Annotated in this window: 23 protein-coding genes; 14 read left to right on the forward strand and 9 right to left on the reverse strand. The window is 67.3% G+C overall.

Annotated features, from left to right (window positions below; genetic code table 11):
* Positions 1-79 precede the first annotated feature (79 nt).
* Positions 80-364, reverse strand: coding sequence for an AraC family transcriptional regulator (locus AB0P29_RS14860; RefSeq protein ID WP_139833211.1), 285 nt, complete (start codon positions 362-364; stop codon positions 80-82).
* A gap of 402 nt (positions 365-766) precedes the next feature.
* Here AB0P29_RS14860 and AB0P29_RS14865 point away from each other — a divergent pair, with 402 nt between their 5' ends.
* Positions 767-1,060 (forward strand): hypothetical protein, encoded by a 294-nt coding sequence (locus AB0P29_RS14865; protein ID WP_005055297.1) that lies wholly within the window; start codon positions 767-769, stop codon positions 1,058-1,060.
* Positions 1,061-1,331: 271 nt separating this feature from the next.
* Here the strand turns inward: AB0P29_RS14865 and AB0P29_RS14870 are convergent, their stop codons facing one another.
* Positions 1,332-1,985, reverse strand: a complete 654-nt coding sequence (locus AB0P29_RS14870; protein WP_005055300.1) for a GNAT family N-acetyltransferase — start codon at positions 1,983-1,985, stop codon at positions 1,332-1,334.
* Between the two features lie 58 nt (positions 1,986-2,043).
* Positions 2,044-2,941, reverse strand: a protein-coding gene (locus tag AB0P29_RS14875; RefSeq protein WP_156172673.1) for an IS5 family transposase whose coding sequence is annotated in 2 segments (ribosomal slippage) — positions 2,044-2,580 and positions 2,582-2,941 — 897 coding nt in all. Because the reading frame shifts where the segments join, the coding sequence is not laid out codon by codon here.
* Positions 2,942-3,059: 118 nt separating this feature from the next.
* Between AB0P29_RS14875 and AB0P29_RS14880 the strand changes: the two genes are divergently transcribed.
* Positions 3,060-3,638, forward strand: coding sequence for an ABC transporter permease subunit (locus AB0P29_RS14880; protein ID WP_020384705.1), 579 nt, complete (start codon positions 3,060-3,062; stop codon positions 3,636-3,638).
* Positions 3,639-3,660: 22 nt separating this feature from the next.
* Here the strand turns inward: AB0P29_RS14880 and AB0P29_RS14885 are convergent, their stop codons facing one another.
* The 6 genes from AB0P29_RS14885 to AB0P29_RS14910 all read right to left on the reverse strand — a co-directional run bounded on the left by AB0P29_RS14885 (position 3,661) and on the right by AB0P29_RS14910 (position 8,491).
* Complete coding sequence (locus AB0P29_RS14885) at positions 3,661-4,827, reverse strand: amidohydrolase family protein (RefSeq protein ID WP_045245739.1); 1,167 nt, start codon at positions 4,825-4,827, stop codon at positions 3,661-3,663.
* A gap of 54 nt (positions 4,828-4,881) precedes the next feature.
* Entirely contained in the window at positions 4,882-5,787 is a 906-nt protein-coding gene (locus tag AB0P29_RS14890; protein WP_005052799.1) for a phosphodiesterase, read from the reverse strand.
* Between the two features lie 18 nt (positions 5,788-5,805).
* On the reverse strand, positions 5,806-6,636 hold the full coding sequence (locus AB0P29_RS14895; RefSeq protein WP_005052798.1) for a tyrosine-protein phosphatase: 831 nt from the start codon (positions 6,634-6,636) through the stop codon (positions 5,806-5,808).
* Positions 6,633-7,466, reverse strand: a complete 834-nt coding sequence (locus AB0P29_RS14900; RefSeq protein WP_005052797.1) for an extracellular solute-binding protein — start codon at positions 7,464-7,466, stop codon at positions 6,633-6,635. Before AB0P29_RS14900 ends, AB0P29_RS14895 begins: the two co-directional genes overlap by 4 nt.
* Before the next feature lie 102 nt (positions 7,467-7,568).
* Positions 7,569-8,159 (reverse strand): SIS domain-containing protein, encoded by a 591-nt coding sequence (locus tag AB0P29_RS14905; protein WP_005052796.1) that lies wholly within the window; start codon positions 8,157-8,159, stop codon positions 7,569-7,571.
* The gene (locus tag AB0P29_RS14910; RefSeq protein WP_165801295.1) at positions 8,075-8,491 is read right to left on the reverse strand and encodes a MurR/RpiR family transcriptional regulator; all 417 of its coding nucleotides are present in this window, start codon (positions 8,489-8,491) and stop codon (positions 8,075-8,077) included. Before AB0P29_RS14910 ends, AB0P29_RS14905 begins: the two co-directional genes overlap by 85 nt.
* Before the next feature lie 117 nt (positions 8,492-8,608).
* Here AB0P29_RS14910 and AB0P29_RS14915 point away from each other — a divergent pair, with 117 nt between their 5' ends.
* From AB0P29_RS14915 to AB0P29_RS14970, 12 genes are all read left to right on the forward strand, one after another.
* Positions 8,609-8,959 carry a hypothetical protein gene (locus AB0P29_RS14915; protein WP_005052795.1) on the forward strand — a complete coding sequence of 117 codons (351 nt, stop codon included), beginning with the start codon at positions 8,609-8,611 and terminating at the stop codon, positions 8,957-8,959.
* A 480-nt stretch (positions 8,960-9,439) separates the two neighbouring features.
* Positions 9,440-10,210: a hypothetical protein gene (locus tag AB0P29_RS14920; protein WP_217316627.1), complete on the forward strand. Its 771-nt coding sequence runs from the start codon at positions 9,440-9,442 to the stop codon at positions 10,208-10,210.
* Between the two features lie 11 nt (positions 10,211-10,221).
* On the forward strand, positions 10,222-10,671 hold the full coding sequence (locus AB0P29_RS14925) for a hypothetical protein (RefSeq protein WP_062633397.1): 450 nt from the start codon (positions 10,222-10,224) through the stop codon (positions 10,669-10,671).
* Positions 10,672-10,952: 281 nt separating this feature from the next.
* Complete coding sequence (locus AB0P29_RS14930; protein WP_005051901.1) at positions 10,953-11,414, forward strand: hypothetical protein; 462 nt, start codon at positions 10,953-10,955, stop codon at positions 11,412-11,414.
* An 11-nt stretch (positions 11,415-11,425) separates the two neighbouring features.
* Entirely contained in the window at positions 11,426-12,703 is a 1,278-nt protein-coding gene (locus tag AB0P29_RS14935) for a hypothetical protein (protein WP_005051902.1), read from the forward strand.
* A gap of 36 nt (positions 12,704-12,739) precedes the next feature.
* Positions 12,740-12,982, forward strand: a complete 243-nt coding sequence (locus AB0P29_RS14940; protein ID WP_005051904.1) for a hypothetical protein — start codon at positions 12,740-12,742, stop codon at positions 12,980-12,982.
* A gap of 164 nt (positions 12,983-13,146) precedes the next feature.
* Positions 13,147-13,446, forward strand: coding sequence for a hypothetical protein (locus tag AB0P29_RS14945; RefSeq protein WP_062633405.1), 300 nt, complete (start codon positions 13,147-13,149; stop codon positions 13,444-13,446).
* A 47-nt stretch (positions 13,447-13,493) separates the two neighbouring features.
* Positions 13,494-13,715, forward strand: coding sequence for a hypothetical protein (locus AB0P29_RS14950; RefSeq protein ID WP_005052790.1), 222 nt, complete (start codon positions 13,494-13,496; stop codon positions 13,713-13,715).
* 176 nt (positions 13,716-13,891) lie between these two features.
* Positions 13,892-14,203 carry a hypothetical protein gene (locus AB0P29_RS14955; RefSeq protein WP_363380994.1) on the forward strand — a complete coding sequence of 104 codons (312 nt, stop codon included), beginning with the start codon at positions 13,892-13,894 and terminating at the stop codon, positions 14,201-14,203.
* A 71-nt stretch (positions 14,204-14,274) separates the two neighbouring features.
* On the forward strand, positions 14,275-14,556 hold the full coding sequence (locus AB0P29_RS14960) for a hypothetical protein (protein WP_043341033.1): 282 nt from the start codon (positions 14,275-14,277) through the stop codon (positions 14,554-14,556).
* Complete coding sequence (locus AB0P29_RS14965; protein ID WP_005052783.1) at positions 14,553-14,834, forward strand: hypothetical protein; 282 nt, start codon at positions 14,553-14,555, stop codon at positions 14,832-14,834. The genes AB0P29_RS14960 and AB0P29_RS14965 overlap by 4 nt, the downstream gene beginning before the upstream one ends.
* Positions 14,831-14,959: a hypothetical protein gene (locus AB0P29_RS14970; RefSeq protein WP_005052780.1), complete on the forward strand. Its 129-nt coding sequence runs from the start codon at positions 14,831-14,833 to the stop codon at positions 14,957-14,959. The genes AB0P29_RS14965 and AB0P29_RS14970 overlap by 4 nt, the downstream gene beginning before the upstream one ends.
* The last annotated feature ends 54 nt before the right edge of the window (positions 14,960-15,013 follow it).

Here is a 15,013-nt window from a genome sequence, read left to right on the forward strand (position 1 = left end):
GAGGCGGTGATACTCCCCGAGATCACCGCCGCCTAAACTAACGACAGCTGATCATCGCAACGAAGCGAAAGACCACCACTCAAACGGACGCGGCCGATTCCAACGCGATGTGCAGCACCGTGTCCGTACTGACTTTGAGTCGGTAGACCGCTCGCTCAAGCCGCAACCGGCGCAGGTGCGCTTTCGGGTTCTCACCCACGACCGCACGGAAGACGCGGTGAAAGTGATGCGGCGAAAGACCAGCGACCGCCGCGATCTCGGCGAGGGTCACCGGCTCCTCGAGACGCTCCTCCATCCAGTGAAGTGCCCGGCTCACACGTTCCGCATGCCGCTGAGCGGTGAGTGGAAGGACGACTGAGGACACGCTTCGAATCTACGAGCGCCGGTCAGTCGGCGTCTCGACGTTTTTTGCGAATCCCACCGAAGCGACTCGCCCCAATGCCCCGAAAGGTCCATATGGACATCGCGTAGACATCTCCCCTGCGAAATGGACAACTCGGAGCGTGACATCTGTAGGAACCGGCTGACGATGAACTGCTGTCGGTCGTCAGAACTGGTCTGCGAGCGCCCTCCGCTGCGCATCCCAATCGAAGTCCTCCAACGTTTTGCGAGCCGGTAACCCGGCGGCCTTGATCCGCAGCTCTGCGCCCGAAGCGTTGCGCGCCGTGGTCTTCCGCGTGAAGGAGCCTGAGTGGGACACTTCTTCTGAGGGCCACCTGTAGGGATCGCTTTGGGGTCGTCGACCGCGCATGAAGGGAGAACCGTGATGACTGGGGATGAAGTGTTCGACACGATCGCTCACGAGATGACTGCGCTTGACGGTGTGTCACGGAACCACCGCGGCAGTCTCATCGTCTCGGGAAGCAGCAGTGGCGCCGTGCGCGCCATGACCAGCGGCGGGCAGGTGGTGGTGAAGCTTGACCCAATGCGCACGGCGGCTCTCGTTGACGCCGGCGTCGGGACACACTACAAGGGTCAGAAGAACGCGTGGCTCCAGCTTCCGGCCGACCTCGACTTTGATCACGTGCGCGGTCTCATCCTCGAGGCGCTGACTGCATGAGAAACCCTTCTTGATTGATGGTCCTGTCCCCTGGTGTGGTGGAGGATCCGGCCGGGTTGTCTTCGTCGTAGACGTTGGTGAGCCATCGTGGTGATAGTCAGTGAGGGCTCGTCGGATCTGATCGACGCGGGAAGCGACCGTGTGGATCGTTGCCGCTCCGCACGATCTCACCACGGAGCGCACCGCCCGCCGCAACTGGACCCGCCCGACGACGCTCGCCACCTGGCCGGGGAGGTCGACCTGAAGGTTCCCAAATACCCGGGGGCGTGACTCACGCCTCGAGGTTCTCGGTCCCGACGAACGCGTTGTGACGCCAATAGATGTTGTCCCGGAAGTGCGCAAACCCGACGCTTTCGTACGACGCAGCGACCTTCTTTCGGGAGCGCCGAAACTCGATCTCGGACAGGTGCTCCCACGGCACCGGTTGCGCGCGGAGAACGATGAGAGTCTCCCTCCCCGTGCCGGTCACCGTCTCCACCAGCGTCGTGAGCAGACGTGGACCAAGGCGCTGACCCCGGTACGGTGGCTCCACAAAGACGCCCTCGACGATCACGAGCTGCGACACCTGCTCGCCAACCAGCGGATCGCGGGAGTCGAGCCACTCGAAGACGTTCTCATCACCGAGAATCGACTCGGTGATCTCGAATGCTTCGCCGCCTACTTGATCGAACACGTCAACGACGTCACCCACCCGGTCGAGGTCGACGGTGTACGCAGTAGCGCGCGCGATGACACGACGCTCCGGCTCCCCCTCGTCGTCGTCATCGAAGATGTACAACGTCGCGTCAGCGGAGATCTTCGCGACGCCCGACGGCAACTCCGTCCAGTTCACGGAGTCCGGTACTCCGACCAGTGGCCGCGTGACCTTCACAATGCACTCAATATCCGTGAGGTCCACGTCAAGTCGCGCAACAACAGCAGACATACTCACCCCTTCAACAACGGATACGCGGCAACGGCATCGTGCCGACAATACCCGGGCGCTAGGGCGTGTCTCTTAAAGCCTTGAGCCAGATGGTGATGGCGCGTAGGACGACGCCGCCGCGATAGGTCAGGGCGAGTTTGTCGTAGCGGGTGGCCAAGGCGCGCCATTGCTTGAAGATGTTGAATCCGCGCTCGACGACGTTGCGGCGCTTGTAGGCCTCGGTGTCGTAGGTGACCGGGCGACCACCCTTGGCGCCGCGGCGCTTGCGGTTGGCGATCTGATCATCGCGTTCGGGGATGACGGCCTGGATGCCGCGCCGGCGCAACAGCTTGCGGTTGGCCCGGGAAGAGTAAGCCTTGTCACCCAGCGCCCGGTCGGGCCTGGTGCGTGGCCGGCCCCCACCCAGGCGCGGTACCCGCAGGGCGTTCATCACGTGCTCGAACATCGGGGAGTCCCCGCCCTGCCCGGGCCCGAGCAGCATCACCAGCGGCCGCATGTTCCCGTCGCACAGGTGGTGGATCTTCGTCGACAGGCCGCCGCGGGAGCGGCCGATGGCGTGATCAGGCGGCTCGATGCGCAGATTCGTGTAATTCGTCAGGTCCCCCTGTGTCCCGGGGCAGGTTGGTGGCGTGCTGATGGGCGCGGTTGATCGTGGAGTCCACCGAGACTTCCCAGTCGATCAGCCCGGCGGCGTCGGCATGGGCCAGCAGGACGCTGTGGATCTTGTCCCACGTCCCATCACCGCTGAAGCGGCGGTGCCGCTTCCACACCGTCTGCCACGGCCCGAAGCACCCGGGTAAGTCCCGCCACGCGATCCCGGTCCGGTAGCGATAGATGATGCCCTCCACCACGGTGCGATGATCGGCGAACGGCCGACCACGACGCCCCTGCGAGGACGGCATCAACGGAGCAATCAGCTCCCACTGCGCATCAGTCAGCAACTCCGTTCGAGACACACACCGAGCGTTCCAGCGACCAGCCCAAACCTTTGGGAGACACGCCCTAGTCGCTTTCCAGGAGAACTGGCTCTTCGCGCGGATGGCGAGCGACGTCTTGCCGAGTCTTTCCAGGATGATGATCGGGTTCATCGGCGCTGTGGTCATCGGCGTGGTCGTGGGGTTCGTTCTCGGTCAGGCGCACCGCCTCCAGGCGATGTTCGCACCCGTGCTCGAGTTCCTGCGCGCGATCCCTGCGGTCGCGTTGATTCCCCTCGTCATCATCGTGCTGGGCCTCGACGACACCGCGAAGGTGATTCTGATCACCTTCATCTGCCTCTGGCCCGTGCTCCTCAATACCGAAGCTGCAATCAGAGGAATGGACCCCGGACTGCGCGAGACCGCCCGGGTGTACGGCATCCACTGGTTCCGCTACGAGTTGCAGGTCGCACTTCCCGCGGCAGCTCCGCAGATCTTTGCCGGAATGCGCACGAGTCTTTCGCTCGCGCTCATCATGGTCGTCGTGAGCGAGATGATGGCGGGAGGCAACGGGATCGGCGTCTTCGTTCTTCAGTCGCAGAGGTCGTTCGCGATCACGGACATGTGGTCGGGCATCGTGCTCATCGGGATCTTCGGGTACGTGTTCAACCTGCTGCTCATCGTCGTCGAGAACCGGGTGCTCGCGTGGCACCACGGCGCGAACACCGCCGTGGAGTGACACCGCGGTCGAGAGGACGCCCTCACACCTCGATGCCGCCGCACCACACACGCAGAACGCGACGCGCGGCAGCGATGTCGGTGAGCGGATCGCCGTCCACCAGCACGAGGTCGGCTCGCAATCCGGGGGTGATCGCCCCCCGATCGTCGAGTGAGAACGCGTGCGCGGCCGTCGAGGTGGCAGCGCGCAGCGCTTCGGCTGTTGACAGGCCGGCGTCCACGAGCAGAGCGAGTTCGTCGTGCATGCTCTCGCCGTATGGCGGCATTGCCCGTTCGAGGAGCCCGATGTAGGCGTCTTCGTCGTGCATGCTCTCGCCGTATGGCGGCGATGCCCGTGTGAAGGACCCGATGTAGGCGTCGGTGCCGGCCAGGACCGGAACGCCCGCGGCATGCATCGCGCGCGTGCTCTCGTGGGCGTGTGCATAGCTCACACCGGGAACGCCCGCTGCGGTGAGATTCGCGGCGACGCCTTTCATCATCGTCAAGGTCGGGATGAACACCGTGCCCTGGGCGAGCATCGTCTCAGCCGTCGCATCGTCGAGCGCGCGGTCGAGTGGAGCATGGGTGATCATGTCGGCCCCCGCAGCGAGGCTCATACGCACAGCTTCGTACAGGGCTGCGTGCGCGATGACCTTGAGCCCCCGCGCGTGCGCAGCAGCCACGAGTGCATCGAGCACGTCCTGGGTGGGACCGGGCAGATCGGCGATGATCTTGATGTAATCCACCCCGTCTGCCACCTGCACCTCGACGAACCGCTCCGCCTTGTCGGGGGAATCGACCAGCGCGACGTCCGGATAGGTCGGAATGCGGCTGTGCGTGCTGCCCTGAGATGTCGCCGCCATGCCGGCGGTGCGGAAGTCAGCGACTCCCCTCAGTCCCCGCAACGACTGGAACTGTGATGCGGGCCATGTCGCCATGTCCAGGCCGGTGGTGACACCGTACGTGGCGAGCGTCTCGAGGGACTCGCGCCCCTTCAGGTGCATGTGACAGTCGATCAGGCCAGGAAGGAGCACCGTACCTTCCGCGTTGACGACAGCGGCACCGACGACGACCGCATCCGCTGATACGTCACCGATGCGCCCGTCGGGCTGGACGACGACCGTCGTGGGGGCGCTCAGACTGTGTCCGTCGAAGACCCTGGTGTTCGTGATCGCGGTCGCAGAGACTGCGCCGAGCGTGGAATCCGTCATGAACTGCTCCGTTCGAGGAGATGTAGATACGAGACATTATTGTTCACGGGCTGACTACTCTCCCGCCGACGCGTTGACGGCGGCGAGCTGCTCGTCGGGGGTCATGTTCATGAACGCCTCGAGCATCTCGGGAGTCATCTCGTAGACGGTCGGGAACTGCCCGATCGGCACGACGGAGTGCAGCACCCGGTCGCCGTAGACGTGCACGAGGTTGTAGGACTGGCCGCCGTCCTGGCCGCGGGCACCGGGGTAGGCGACGGCGAGGTCCTGCGTGTAGCAGGTCGCCGACGCGACCGACACGGGCACGCCCGCGAACGTGCTGGTGGTCGAGTAGTGCAGGTGACCGCCCAGGATGCCGCGCACGTCGGTGCCCCGGATGACCTCGGCGAGGCGCTCCTGGTCGCGCAGCTCGACCAGGGCGATGAGCCCGATCGGGCTCGGCACGGGCGGGTGGTGCAGCGCGATGAGGGTGCCGTCGGGCGCGGGGACTTCGAGCTCGCGGCGCAGCCACGCCAACTGCTCGTCGCTGATCTCGCCGTGGTGCTGCCCGGGCACCGTCGAGTCGAGCGCGATGATGCGCAGACCGTTGACGTCGTAGACGCGGTCGACGGGCTCGGACTGGTCGGCCTCCTCGTCGAGCAGGCCGCGGCGGAACGCGACGCGCTCGTCGTGATTGCCCATCACCCAGATCACCTGGGCACCGAGCTTCTCGGCGGCGGGCTCGACGATGGCCCGCAGGCGCTCGTAGGCGTCGGGGCGGCCGGTGTCGGCGAGGTCGCCGGTGAACACGATCGCTTCGGGGCGGGCGTTGGCCTTGGTGAAGCCGTCGAACAGCTCTGCGAGGTTCTTGTCACTGTCGATGCGCTCGTGCAGCAGGTCGCCGTCGCCCACGAAGTGGGTGTCAGAGACATGCAGGATGAAGTGCTCGGGAGCGGGATGCTGGCTCGCGATGTGCGACATGGTGTGTGTTCCTTCCGATCAGACCGCGGTGGCGGCGGGGTCGATGATCACGGCGGTGAGACGCTCGAGCTCGGTGGGGGTGAGTCCGTGGGCGAGGAGGTAGGCGCTGATCGACCCGTGCTCGCGGTCGATGCGCTCGAGCAGCGCCTCGAGCACCTCGGCGGGGCTCTCGGTGATGAGTTCGACCATTCCCGCGGTCAGTTCGATGCCGCGCTGTTCGAAGACGGCGGTCATCGCGTCTGACCACTCGCCGCGCAGGTTCTCGGCGGTGGCGGCGTAGTCGGCCACGACGTCGTCGCGGTCGACCCCGGCGGCGGCGAGCGCGAAGGCCACGACGAGACCGGTGCGGTCTTTGCCGGCGGTGCAGTGCACGAGCACCGCGTCGTCGTCGTCAGCCGCGATGATCACCCGGATCGCGTCGACCAGCTGCGCCCCGCGCTCGTCGACGATGTGGTCGTAGACGGGCACGAGTCCGACGTGCGTGGTGGCCTGCGCGGCCGGGTCGGCGTCGTCGAACACGGGCAGGTGGTGCACGGTGACCTCGAGCCCGTCGACCGCGCTCGGCGCTGTGGCGCGCTCGTCGCCGCCGCGCAGGTCGATGATGTGGGCGACGCCGATCTCGGCCAGCCGGTCGCGACCGGTCGCGTCGATGCGGTGCAGAGCATCTGACCGCAGCAGCTTGCCCCACCGGCTGGTGCCGCCGGCTGCACGGTAGCCGCCGGTGTCGCGCAGGTTGTAGAGGCCGGCCACGGCGTGGCGACGCTCACGAGGCGCCGCGGTCGCGGCATCCGGCGACGAAGCGGCCGCGGCATCCGTCGCCGAAGGCGTCAGGTCGAGGTCGATGGTCATTCGATCAGCCCCTGCGCGCGCTCGGCGGCCTCGGTCATAGTGGCGGCCGGGTCGGCGCCGTAGAAGACCGCGTCTTCGATGGCGGTGGCGAGCACCTGGTCGACCTGGGCGTAGCTGTCGCCGGGGTACGACACCCACGGCTCGAGCGCGTCGAGCTGCTCGAGGTTGGGCTTCACGAGCGGGTTGGCTTCGACCCAGTCATAGAGCGGTCCGCCCTCGTCGGCCATGCTGCTGCGCAGCGGTAGGTACCCGATCTGGGTCGAGATGATCTCGTAGGCGCGGGGGCTGGTCATGAACTGCATGAGCTCCCACGCGGCGGCCTGCTTGGCGGGGTCGGTGGCGAACATCGCGAGGAACGAGCCCGAGTTGGTGGGCACGACCGCCTGGTCTCCGAACGCGGGCAGGGTGTGAGCGTCGAGGGTCCAGCCACCGGCCTCGGCGCCCATCATGAACGCGCCCTGCAGGGCCGAGCTGTTGACGTGGATCGCGGTCTTCCCCTGCGCGAACGCCTCGTACTGGCTGGTGAAGTCCTCGTTGGTGAGCACGCCGTCCTCGTACATCTCGGTGAAGGTCGCGACCGTATCGATCGCGGCGTCCGAGCCGAACTCGATCGTCGTGCGGTCATCGCTCAGCACCTGGGCGCCGTTCGAGAGGAAGAGGCCCTGCATGCACCAGCTGCCGCCGGTGATCACGCACGACGCGCTCATCGAGGGGGCACCGGTGGACTCGGTGATCTGCGCGGCGGCGTCTTCGATGATCAGGTCGATATCACTGACGGCGGCGGTGCTCTTGAAGGAGCGACCGACACCAGAGAGCTGGATCGTTCCCATGAGTCGCCTTCTGCAAGCGACCTGACGAACCGGGGCCTTCCCGCGAAATCCGCTTGCAGAGCTATTGCAATCGAGGAAAGTGAATTTCCTGCAAACGGAGTGTCAACGCCCATCGCCGTGGTCGATAACGTCTGGCACGTCGGATGCCTCGGCGTCGGAGCCGTCGTCGGCGACGATGTCGAGCACCTCTTCGCGCACCGCGAGGCGCGCGCGGTCGGCGGCGTCGCTCATGCGGTCGGCGACGGCGATCTGCAGGGCGTTGAGCACGAGCAGCTGTACGAGCCCGCTGCCGAGAATGCCTTGATCCCACGCCTGGAAGCGCGCACCGGCGACGAGCAGGTGGTCGGCGCGGGTGGTGAGCGGGGTACGGGCGAAGCTCGTGACCCCGATCACGGTGGCGCCGGCGTCGACGGCGGCGTCCGCAACCGCGAGGGTCACCGAGTTGGCGCCACTCGAGCTGACGATGAGGCACACATCACCGGGGGCGAGCACGCGGGCGGTGAGGTGGGCGACCACGCCGTCAGCGGGCGCTTCGCAGGGCCGGCCGTTGACGGCGAACGCGACGGCCGACGCCTGGGCGGCGGCGTGCGAGGCGCCGGTGCCCGAGATCAGCAGGCGCGGCGCGCGGGCGATGGCGTCGGCAGCGGCGTCGAACGCGACCGGGTCGATCGAGGCGAGCGCGGTCTGCAGCATCCCACCCGCCCCTCGGCCAGCCACCGCAGAAAGCCCTCGGTGCCGGCGGGTGCGTCGGGCGCGGCGGTGGCGTCGGCGGCGAGGTCACGCACGAGCAGCATGCGCAGGTGCTGAAAGCTGCGCAGCCCCAGCGCCTGGGCGGTGCGGCTGACGGTGGCCGGCGACGTGTTGGCGGCTTCGGCGAGGTCGGCGCCCGACATGTCGACCACGTCGTGGGGTCGCTCGGCGCAGATGCGGGCGACGCGCTGCGCGCTCGGTACGAGCGACGGCAGGATCGAGAGGATGTGGTCGATGGTTCCGCCGAGCGGCGGCTCGTTGAGGGGCGAGTTCATGTAGCCGGTGATCACCTTTCGGGTTCGCCGCACATCGTATGGGCGCAATGCGACCACGACCCCAACCATAGGTGAACGCAGCGTTCATCGCCTCCGCTATCCGCGAAAGGCAATTTCATGACCTCCCTGCGTCCGCTCGAGCTCCCGAACAGTGCCATGCCCGCAAGGAAGTCGGCCAAGGGTGACTCGACCGAAGACGCCCACCTCGAGCGCCGCGATGGCGCCTACGATGACCGTCCGTGCGAGCCAGAGCCACGTGATCTGTCGATCCCGGCGGTCAAGCGCTCGAACGTTCCGCACGTCGATGTTCCGCTGGCGGGGGCGCCGGGGCAGCAGACACCGGTAACCAACGACGCGAAGAAGCCTGCCACGACGATGACGCCCGCAGCGCGGAACCAGAGGGCGGGGGCGACGCGCGAAACTGATCCTGCTCATGGCCCGATCAGACCGATGGCCACTCAGACGTGAAAGGGGAGACATCGCGTAGCCGCGATCCAGCAGAGAAGCTGAGGCGCTGTGAAACCGCCGCCCACATGATCGCGACGGTCGGCCGGCGTCCGAAATGTCCATATGGACATCGCGTGGACATTTCAACTGCGAAATGGACATTTCAGAAAGATCCCTACAAGATCGACGCTTGACCCGCACGCAGAAACCCCCTACTCTGTGAATGTCACATTCACTACTAACTGAGTAGAGGGAGACCCCACAGACCCACAGCCAGGGGAACCGCGCAACGCCGTTCCCCTCCCAGGGACAGGCGCCACACCGCAGCCTGACGAGCGCTCGCCGCGCTCTTCGCTCCGTCCCTCACGGCGACCGCCGTCCTCCCAACCAGGTCGCCGCCGCGGGGGCGGCTCCGTGACATAGCCGCCCCCGCACCTTCCCCTTCATGTCCGCGAAGAGAACGATCCGCGGCCTATACCCACAGACGCATCGGAGGATCCCATGGACAGCATCGACACCACCGCACCGGCAGACTGGCACGACTTCTACGTCGACCCCTTCCCCGGCCGCAAGGGCTCCGAGCGGATCACCGACACCTGCGGCAAGTGCATCGGCACCGGCCTGTACACCGGGCCCACCCACTTCACCGATGGCCACGGTCGCCCGATCTGCTTCGACTGCCACGGCACCGGCACTCGCAGCCGGCTCGTCAGCAGCGCTCGCGCCACCGCCCGCGCCCACGCGAAGGCGCACGCCGAGCACATCGACACGACGCGCGCGATCACCGCCCGTCGCGCTGCCTTCGAGGCCGAGCACCCCGGCCTGCGCGACCAGCTCACCGAAGCTCATCTGAGCATCCGGGAGGGCAACCCGCTGCGCGAGAAGATCGGCTACCTCCTCGACTCGCTCGAGGACTCCACCGGCACCCTCGACGCCGATGAGGTCCGCACTGCCCACGAGCTGCTCGAGCAGCTCGAGCGCGAGCTGGCAGCGCGCCGCCCCGTCCCCACGGGACGCACCCTCATCCAGGGTGAGATCCTCGCAACCAAGACCACCGACACCCAGTGGGGCATCACCGTCAAGATCCTCGTCCAGGGCGAAGGCTGGCGCGTGTGGGGCACCAAGCCCTCCGAGATCTCCTCCGCGACGCGCGGCGACGTCGTCGCATTCACCGCAACCGTCTCCGCCTCGGACGACGACGACAGCTTCGGCTTCTACTCCCGTCCCACCAAGGCGCACATCATCGCCGTAGGCATCCGCCGCACCGCATGAACGAGCGCCTCATGAACAGCCGCACCAGCCTGACGATCTACCCCGCCCACGACGAGCGGTCTCTGCATCCGCCGGCGCCGATACTCGTCGACGAGCACTACTTCGTCCGCTCCGGGCTCGAGCAGCTCCCCGCCCGCCTCATCGGGTTCAGTCCTGCCGGCGCGATCGCCATCACGGCATGGGTCCACGACGTGTTCCGCTCCCCCGAGCTCGCACGCGATCTGTACCCGACCTTCATCATCGCCGGCCGCGTCCACGCCCACCCAATCCCTGCTGCCCGAGTCACCGTGCGCGAGCCCTCCGGCGTCGTCCAGGTCGTCATCACCGACCCGCGAGGCAAGCGATACCGCCCCTACCTCGGCGAAGACCGCGACGTCGCCGACCGCATCGCCGCCGCCTGGGGTTCCCACCGCGGCTACTCAGCCACCGTCGAGCAGATCACCCCGGCGGCTACCGCCTGACCACACGATCGGAGATCACCATGCGCTGCCTGATGTGCGAAGAGCCCACCACCATGTACATCCCATCCGACGACGTCGATGGCGTCGGACTGCACAGCTGCGGCGCGTGCGGCTTCGAGATCGAAGCGCCTCGTGATGAGCCCATGCGCACCGTGCCCGCCGACAGGCAGCGCTCTCGACTTTCGGCGACGACGACGACGACGGTTGCGAGAACGCTGCAACCTCTCTAGTATCAGTGAATGTCACATTCACTACTTTCTGATTGATTGAGGAGATCGCCCATGAGCGAATCGGCAGAGACCGTCACTGAGGATGTCGTCTACGTCGGGCGCAGGCAGGCGGGCAATGGCAAGCTCGCGCACTGGTACCGCACGCTCGTCGACGGCGAGATCTCCGACAAGGAGCTCGGCTCGTACAAGCCGTACACGTCGGCGCCGGTCGGCGCGATCATCACGATCACTCGCCCGATCGACGAGCCGAACTCGCTCTACACCCGCGGGCTGCATGCGCCACGGATCACGGGCGCCTATGCCGACCGCGCGGCCACCGACGAGTGGCGTGTGACCGATCAGGCCGAGGCGCAGCGCGACGCGAACGAGCGGCGCGTCAAGCGGGATCTCGACGGGCTGCCTGCCGAGTTCACCGCAGCACTGGACACCCTGGGCGCGCACTTCTCCCGCCTCAACTCTCCGCAACGGGCGGCGCTGTTGTCGCTCGTCACCGCGAAGCTCCTGCGCTACTGAGGCCGAACGTGATGTCCACCCTCGACCTGCTCGACGACAGCTTCCCGCACGGCACCCCGGACGGGTACCGCCGCGGATGCCGCACTGCAGCGTGCCCCGCGCTCATCCCCTGCCGCACCATCCACACCCGCTATGCCGGCGACTTCTCCTTCGCGAAGCTCATCGACGCCGGCACGCCCCTTGCGGAGATCCTCGAGCGCGACGCAGCCGCACGCGACCAGTCCCGGCAGCGTGACAAGATCGCCGCTCGAGAAGAGCGCCGGGCCGCGGCCGAAGCCACGCAGCCCCGCCGACCCAAGCAGGCCTCGAAGCGCACACCGACAGCACGGCCCGCCCGCCCGCCGAAGACGGCGCCGCTGAGGATCGCGACCCCGCGACCGACGTTGCTGAGGACGCGCACGCATCCTGGCTATCAGTGGATCGACAAGGCCCGCCTCGCGGCCGAGACGCTCCCCGTCGAGCGTGCCAGCACGTTCGCGGAGACGGTCGACGGCTACGAAGCAGCGCTGGATCGTCACGTCGACGAGCTCGCACAGTGGCGCAGCGACCACCGGGATCTGCGCGTCCAGCTGCGTTCCGCGGTCGAGACGCTCAAGACGGCCACCATCGCCGCCGGAAGCGGCCTATCGGTCGGCGGCGTGATCGAGCGTGCTCTGCAGGACGCCACCGCCAGGCATCAGGCAGCAGTCGACGAGCTCGCGAAGCATGATCGCCCGGCACCGCCGGCCAGGCCGCGGATGCCGCGGCCGCAGACCCCGCGGGCCCCTCGCGTCTCCCGACCGCGGCAGCTGCAGCCGCACGGCACCAACGCCTGCCGGGCGCGTGGCTGCGATCGACCGGAGTGCATCGAGGCGGGCCGCGAGTATCACCGGCAGTGGATGGCAAACCGGAAGGAACAGAGCATCCCGGCCGAACACCACGGGACCGCCTACGGCTACCAGCTCGGCTGCAAGGACCGAGATCAATGCCCTGCCGAGATCTCCTGCGCCGACGCATCGCTGACCGAAGAGCGACGCCGGCGGCGGGAAGCCGGCATCGCCCCGCAGGCCCCGCGCGTGCCCGCTGACCCCGTTCGCCGGCACGTCCGACAACTGATGGCCTCCGGCATGACCATCCTCGAGATCGCCGACCGAGCGCAGGCCTCCAAGACCGGCGTGAAAGTCCTTCTCTACGGCCGCTCCGGCGCTCGTAAGGGAGAGCTGCCGGGCGAGATCGAAGCAGCGAAGGCGCAGCGGCTCCTCGCGCTGCAGCCGACCGCCTCCGCTGCGCAGCTCGCACGTTCCGCCTGACATCGACAGCTCAACCGCCGCAAGAAGGCCCCGCCGTTGAACTGGTCGCAGCGGGTCACCATGCGGATGATCGCCGATGGCCGGTCCCCCTCCGGTGGCGCCAGCTACCTCGATACGACAGGCCTGGGGATTCCCGGTGGCACCATCCAGTCTCTCCGCAGGCGCGGTCTGATCGAGCGCTACTCATGGGTCGAACCCGGCTGGGTGCTCACGAAAGCCGGCGTCGATGCCATCAACAGTGGCGCGTGTGACGAACCCGACAGCAGCATCGACGACTAACCTCACCGATCTTCGCAACTCGGGTGTCCGCGAACAGCGCCAAGACCGGCCTATACCCAGCAAGAAGGGCCTGCGGCACAGTCAGGCACGGGGGTTCCCCTACCAGACTCGCAGGCGTATAGTCAGTGAATGTCACATTCACTATTTGATTGAGGAGACAGGCCATGACCATCACCCAGGCCGCAGCCCCCACGGGCACCGCGGTCACCATCGCAGGAACCGTCCGCACACCGCTCACCCTCGTCCGCCGACTCACCGACCGTCAGGCGCGCGTAGGGTTCCGCGTCGAGACCGACGCCGGCTCATACAACGTCCACGCCAACGGGATCCTCGCCGAGATGCTCCGGCTGACGACCCACCGCGGCGACCGTGTAATCGTCCACGGCCCGGCTGTCACGTTCAGCCACCCTGCCCAGACCATCCCCGACCTCGAGGCCGACAGCGTCGAGCTCGACCTCCGCTGACCCACGACGAGGATGGACACCACGACGCATCAGCAGGAGAGAACCCCATGACCCGCATCTTCCACGTCAACGGCAAGCCCGTCGACGTCACCGACGCCGCCGCGGTCCAGGCACTCACCGCGGACGAGTACGCCGACCTGCTCGCTCAGACCCTCAACGACACCGACGCGACCGACACCGAGATCGTCGGACTGCGCCAGGACCAGCCCGACGCCGGCACAGGGTTCATCATCACCAACCCGCCCAACGAGAGCGGGAGCGAGCGATGACCGAGCGCCGGAACAACACAGCCCATCGCCGCGGCGTTGGTGTCCGCAGCGCGGAGGCTCGACGATGCCCCGTGTGCGGACGCGGCGCCGCGCTGGTGAGCGTCACTCCCCGCCCGCTCACGCCAGAGGAGACGACCACCTACTGCCGGTGGGACGACTGCACCTATGCGCGGGTGGTGCCCTCTTCGAGTGATCTGTCGCGGCTGCGAGACGGCACACATGCGACTGCGAGAGCGATCGCCGACGCCGAGGCTCGCGGAAGGATCGACGACGCTGCGAATCAGGTGCTGATCGACCGCCTGTACCCGCCGCTCGATTCGACCGGTCAGCCGTGGCGGAGCGCGTTCGATCATGCGCGCCAGGAAGGGCACAGCGAGGCCGAGGCATACGACTTCGCAGACGAGTACGCGGCCTACGTGGAGGACCGGCAGTACGAGATCCGCGATCCTGACCTGCCGATCCCGTCCCCGAGCGAGTACACGCGATGACCGGGCGTGAGAGTAGTAGGGATCGGCATCAGCGCACGCTGAGCGAGTGGACAACTCGCGCAATCCGGAGCATGTTGCGTTCCTCGGACCCGGCCACCGCCTTCGCACAGCAGGACGGGGTCATCAAGGATCGCATCAGGAACGAGCTCGGTCAGCACCGCCGCGCAACGCTGAGGGTGATCCTGCCGATCGTGCTGCTCGCTGTCGGCGTGGTGATCGTGGTCCCCGCCCCGATCGTGCTCCTGCCTCTTGCCGGCATTGCGGTGGTCTTCGTCATCATCGTGCGAGAGGACCGACTGGCCCGCCTGCACGAGGCGATCCAGCGTGTGGACCCCGACGAGGACACCCGATGAACGAGGCATCGCCGACCGTCACGCTGGACGTGCGCGCAACGATCGTGCGCACGATCCAGCAGCACACGGACGAGGCGGACGAGGAGGCCGGCTACATCGCGGACGACATCATGGACGCGCTGAGCCTGGGCAGCGAGCTCACGGTGACCGTCCCCAGGCTGCGGCGCCGCGGCGAGCACGAATGGCCGTGCGCGCTGTTCTACGTCGGGAACTGGAACGGTTCGCGGCCGCGTGCACGGTGCAGTTGCCCGCCTGCCGAGGCGGGAGCCGAAGGATGAAGGATCCCCGCCAGCTCTCCCAGGCTGAGCTCGACGAGTACCTCGACCAGCTCGTGCGTGACGGCGACGATGACAGCCCGGAGTTTCACCGCGCCTACCAGGTGTGGGAGGAGCTCAACGGCTGACGTTTGACCATGCCGCCCTCATCGGGGCCCTGCCGACCGGCGGGGCCCCGATTT

It is taken from the genome of Microbacterium sp. NPDC080220 (assembly GCF_040686395.1).
Taxonomy (GTDB): Bacteria; Actinomycetota; Actinomycetes; order Actinomycetales; family Microbacteriaceae; genus Microbacterium; species Microbacterium gawkjiense.

Coding starts and splice junctions, on each gene's coding strand:
- AB0P29_RS14865 (WP_005055297.1), top strand. CDS start 767: ATGACTGGGGATGAAGTGTTCGACACGATCGCTCACGAGATGACTGCG.
- AB0P29_RS14870 (WP_005055300.1), bottom strand. CDS start 1,985: ATGTCTGCTGTTGTTGCGCGACTTGACGTGGACCTCACGGATATTGAG.
- AB0P29_RS14880 (WP_020384705.1), top strand. CDS start 3,060: ATGATCGGGTTCATCGGCGCTGTGGTCATCGGCGTGGTCGTGGGGTTC.
- AB0P29_RS14885 (WP_045245739.1), bottom strand. CDS start 4,827: ATGACGGATTCCACGCTCGGCGCAGTCTCTGCGACCGCGATCACGAAC.
- AB0P29_RS14890 (WP_005052799.1), bottom strand. CDS start 5,787: ATGTCGCACATCGCGAGCCAGCATCCCGCTCCCGAGCACTTCATCCTG.
- AB0P29_RS14895 (WP_005052798.1), bottom strand. CDS start 6,636: ATGACCATCGACCTCGACCTGACGCCTTCGGCGACGGATGCCGCGGCC.
- AB0P29_RS14900 (WP_005052797.1), bottom strand. CDS start 7,466: ATGGGAACGATCCAGCTCTCTGGTGTCGGTCGCTCCTTCAAGAGCACC.
- AB0P29_RS14905 (WP_005052796.1), bottom strand. CDS start 8,159: ATGCTGCAGACCGCGCTCGCCTCGATCGACCCGGTCGCGTTCGACGCC.
- AB0P29_RS14910 (WP_165801295.1), bottom strand. CDS start 8,491: ATGAACTCGCCCCTCAACGAGCCGCCGCTCGGCGGAACCATCGACCAC.
- AB0P29_RS14915 (WP_005052795.1), top strand. CDS start 8,609: ATGACCTCCCTGCGTCCGCTCGAGCTCCCGAACAGTGCCATGCCCGCA.
- AB0P29_RS14920 (WP_217316627.1), top strand. CDS start 9,440: ATGGACAGCATCGACACCACCGCACCGGCAGACTGGCACGACTTCTAC.
- AB0P29_RS14925 (WP_062633397.1), top strand. CDS start 10,222: ATGAACAGCCGCACCAGCCTGACGATCTACCCCGCCCACGACGAGCGG.
- AB0P29_RS14930 (WP_005051901.1), top strand. CDS start 10,953: ATGAGCGAATCGGCAGAGACCGTCACTGAGGATGTCGTCTACGTCGGG.
- AB0P29_RS14935 (WP_005051902.1), top strand. CDS start 11,426: ATGTCCACCCTCGACCTGCTCGACGACAGCTTCCCGCACGGCACCCCG.
- AB0P29_RS14945 (WP_062633405.1), top strand. CDS start 13,147: ATGACCATCACCCAGGCCGCAGCCCCCACGGGCACCGCGGTCACCATC.
- AB0P29_RS14950 (WP_005052790.1), top strand. CDS start 13,494: ATGACCCGCATCTTCCACGTCAACGGCAAGCCCGTCGACGTCACCGAC.
- AB0P29_RS14960 (WP_043341033.1), top strand. CDS start 14,275: ATGTTGCGTTCCTCGGACCCGGCCACCGCCTTCGCACAGCAGGACGGG.
- AB0P29_RS14965 (WP_005052783.1), top strand. CDS start 14,553: ATGAACGAGGCATCGCCGACCGTCACGCTGGACGTGCGCGCAACGATC.
- AB0P29_RS14970 (WP_005052780.1), top strand. CDS start 14,831: ATGAAGGATCCCCGCCAGCTCTCCCAGGCTGAGCTCGACGAGTACCTC.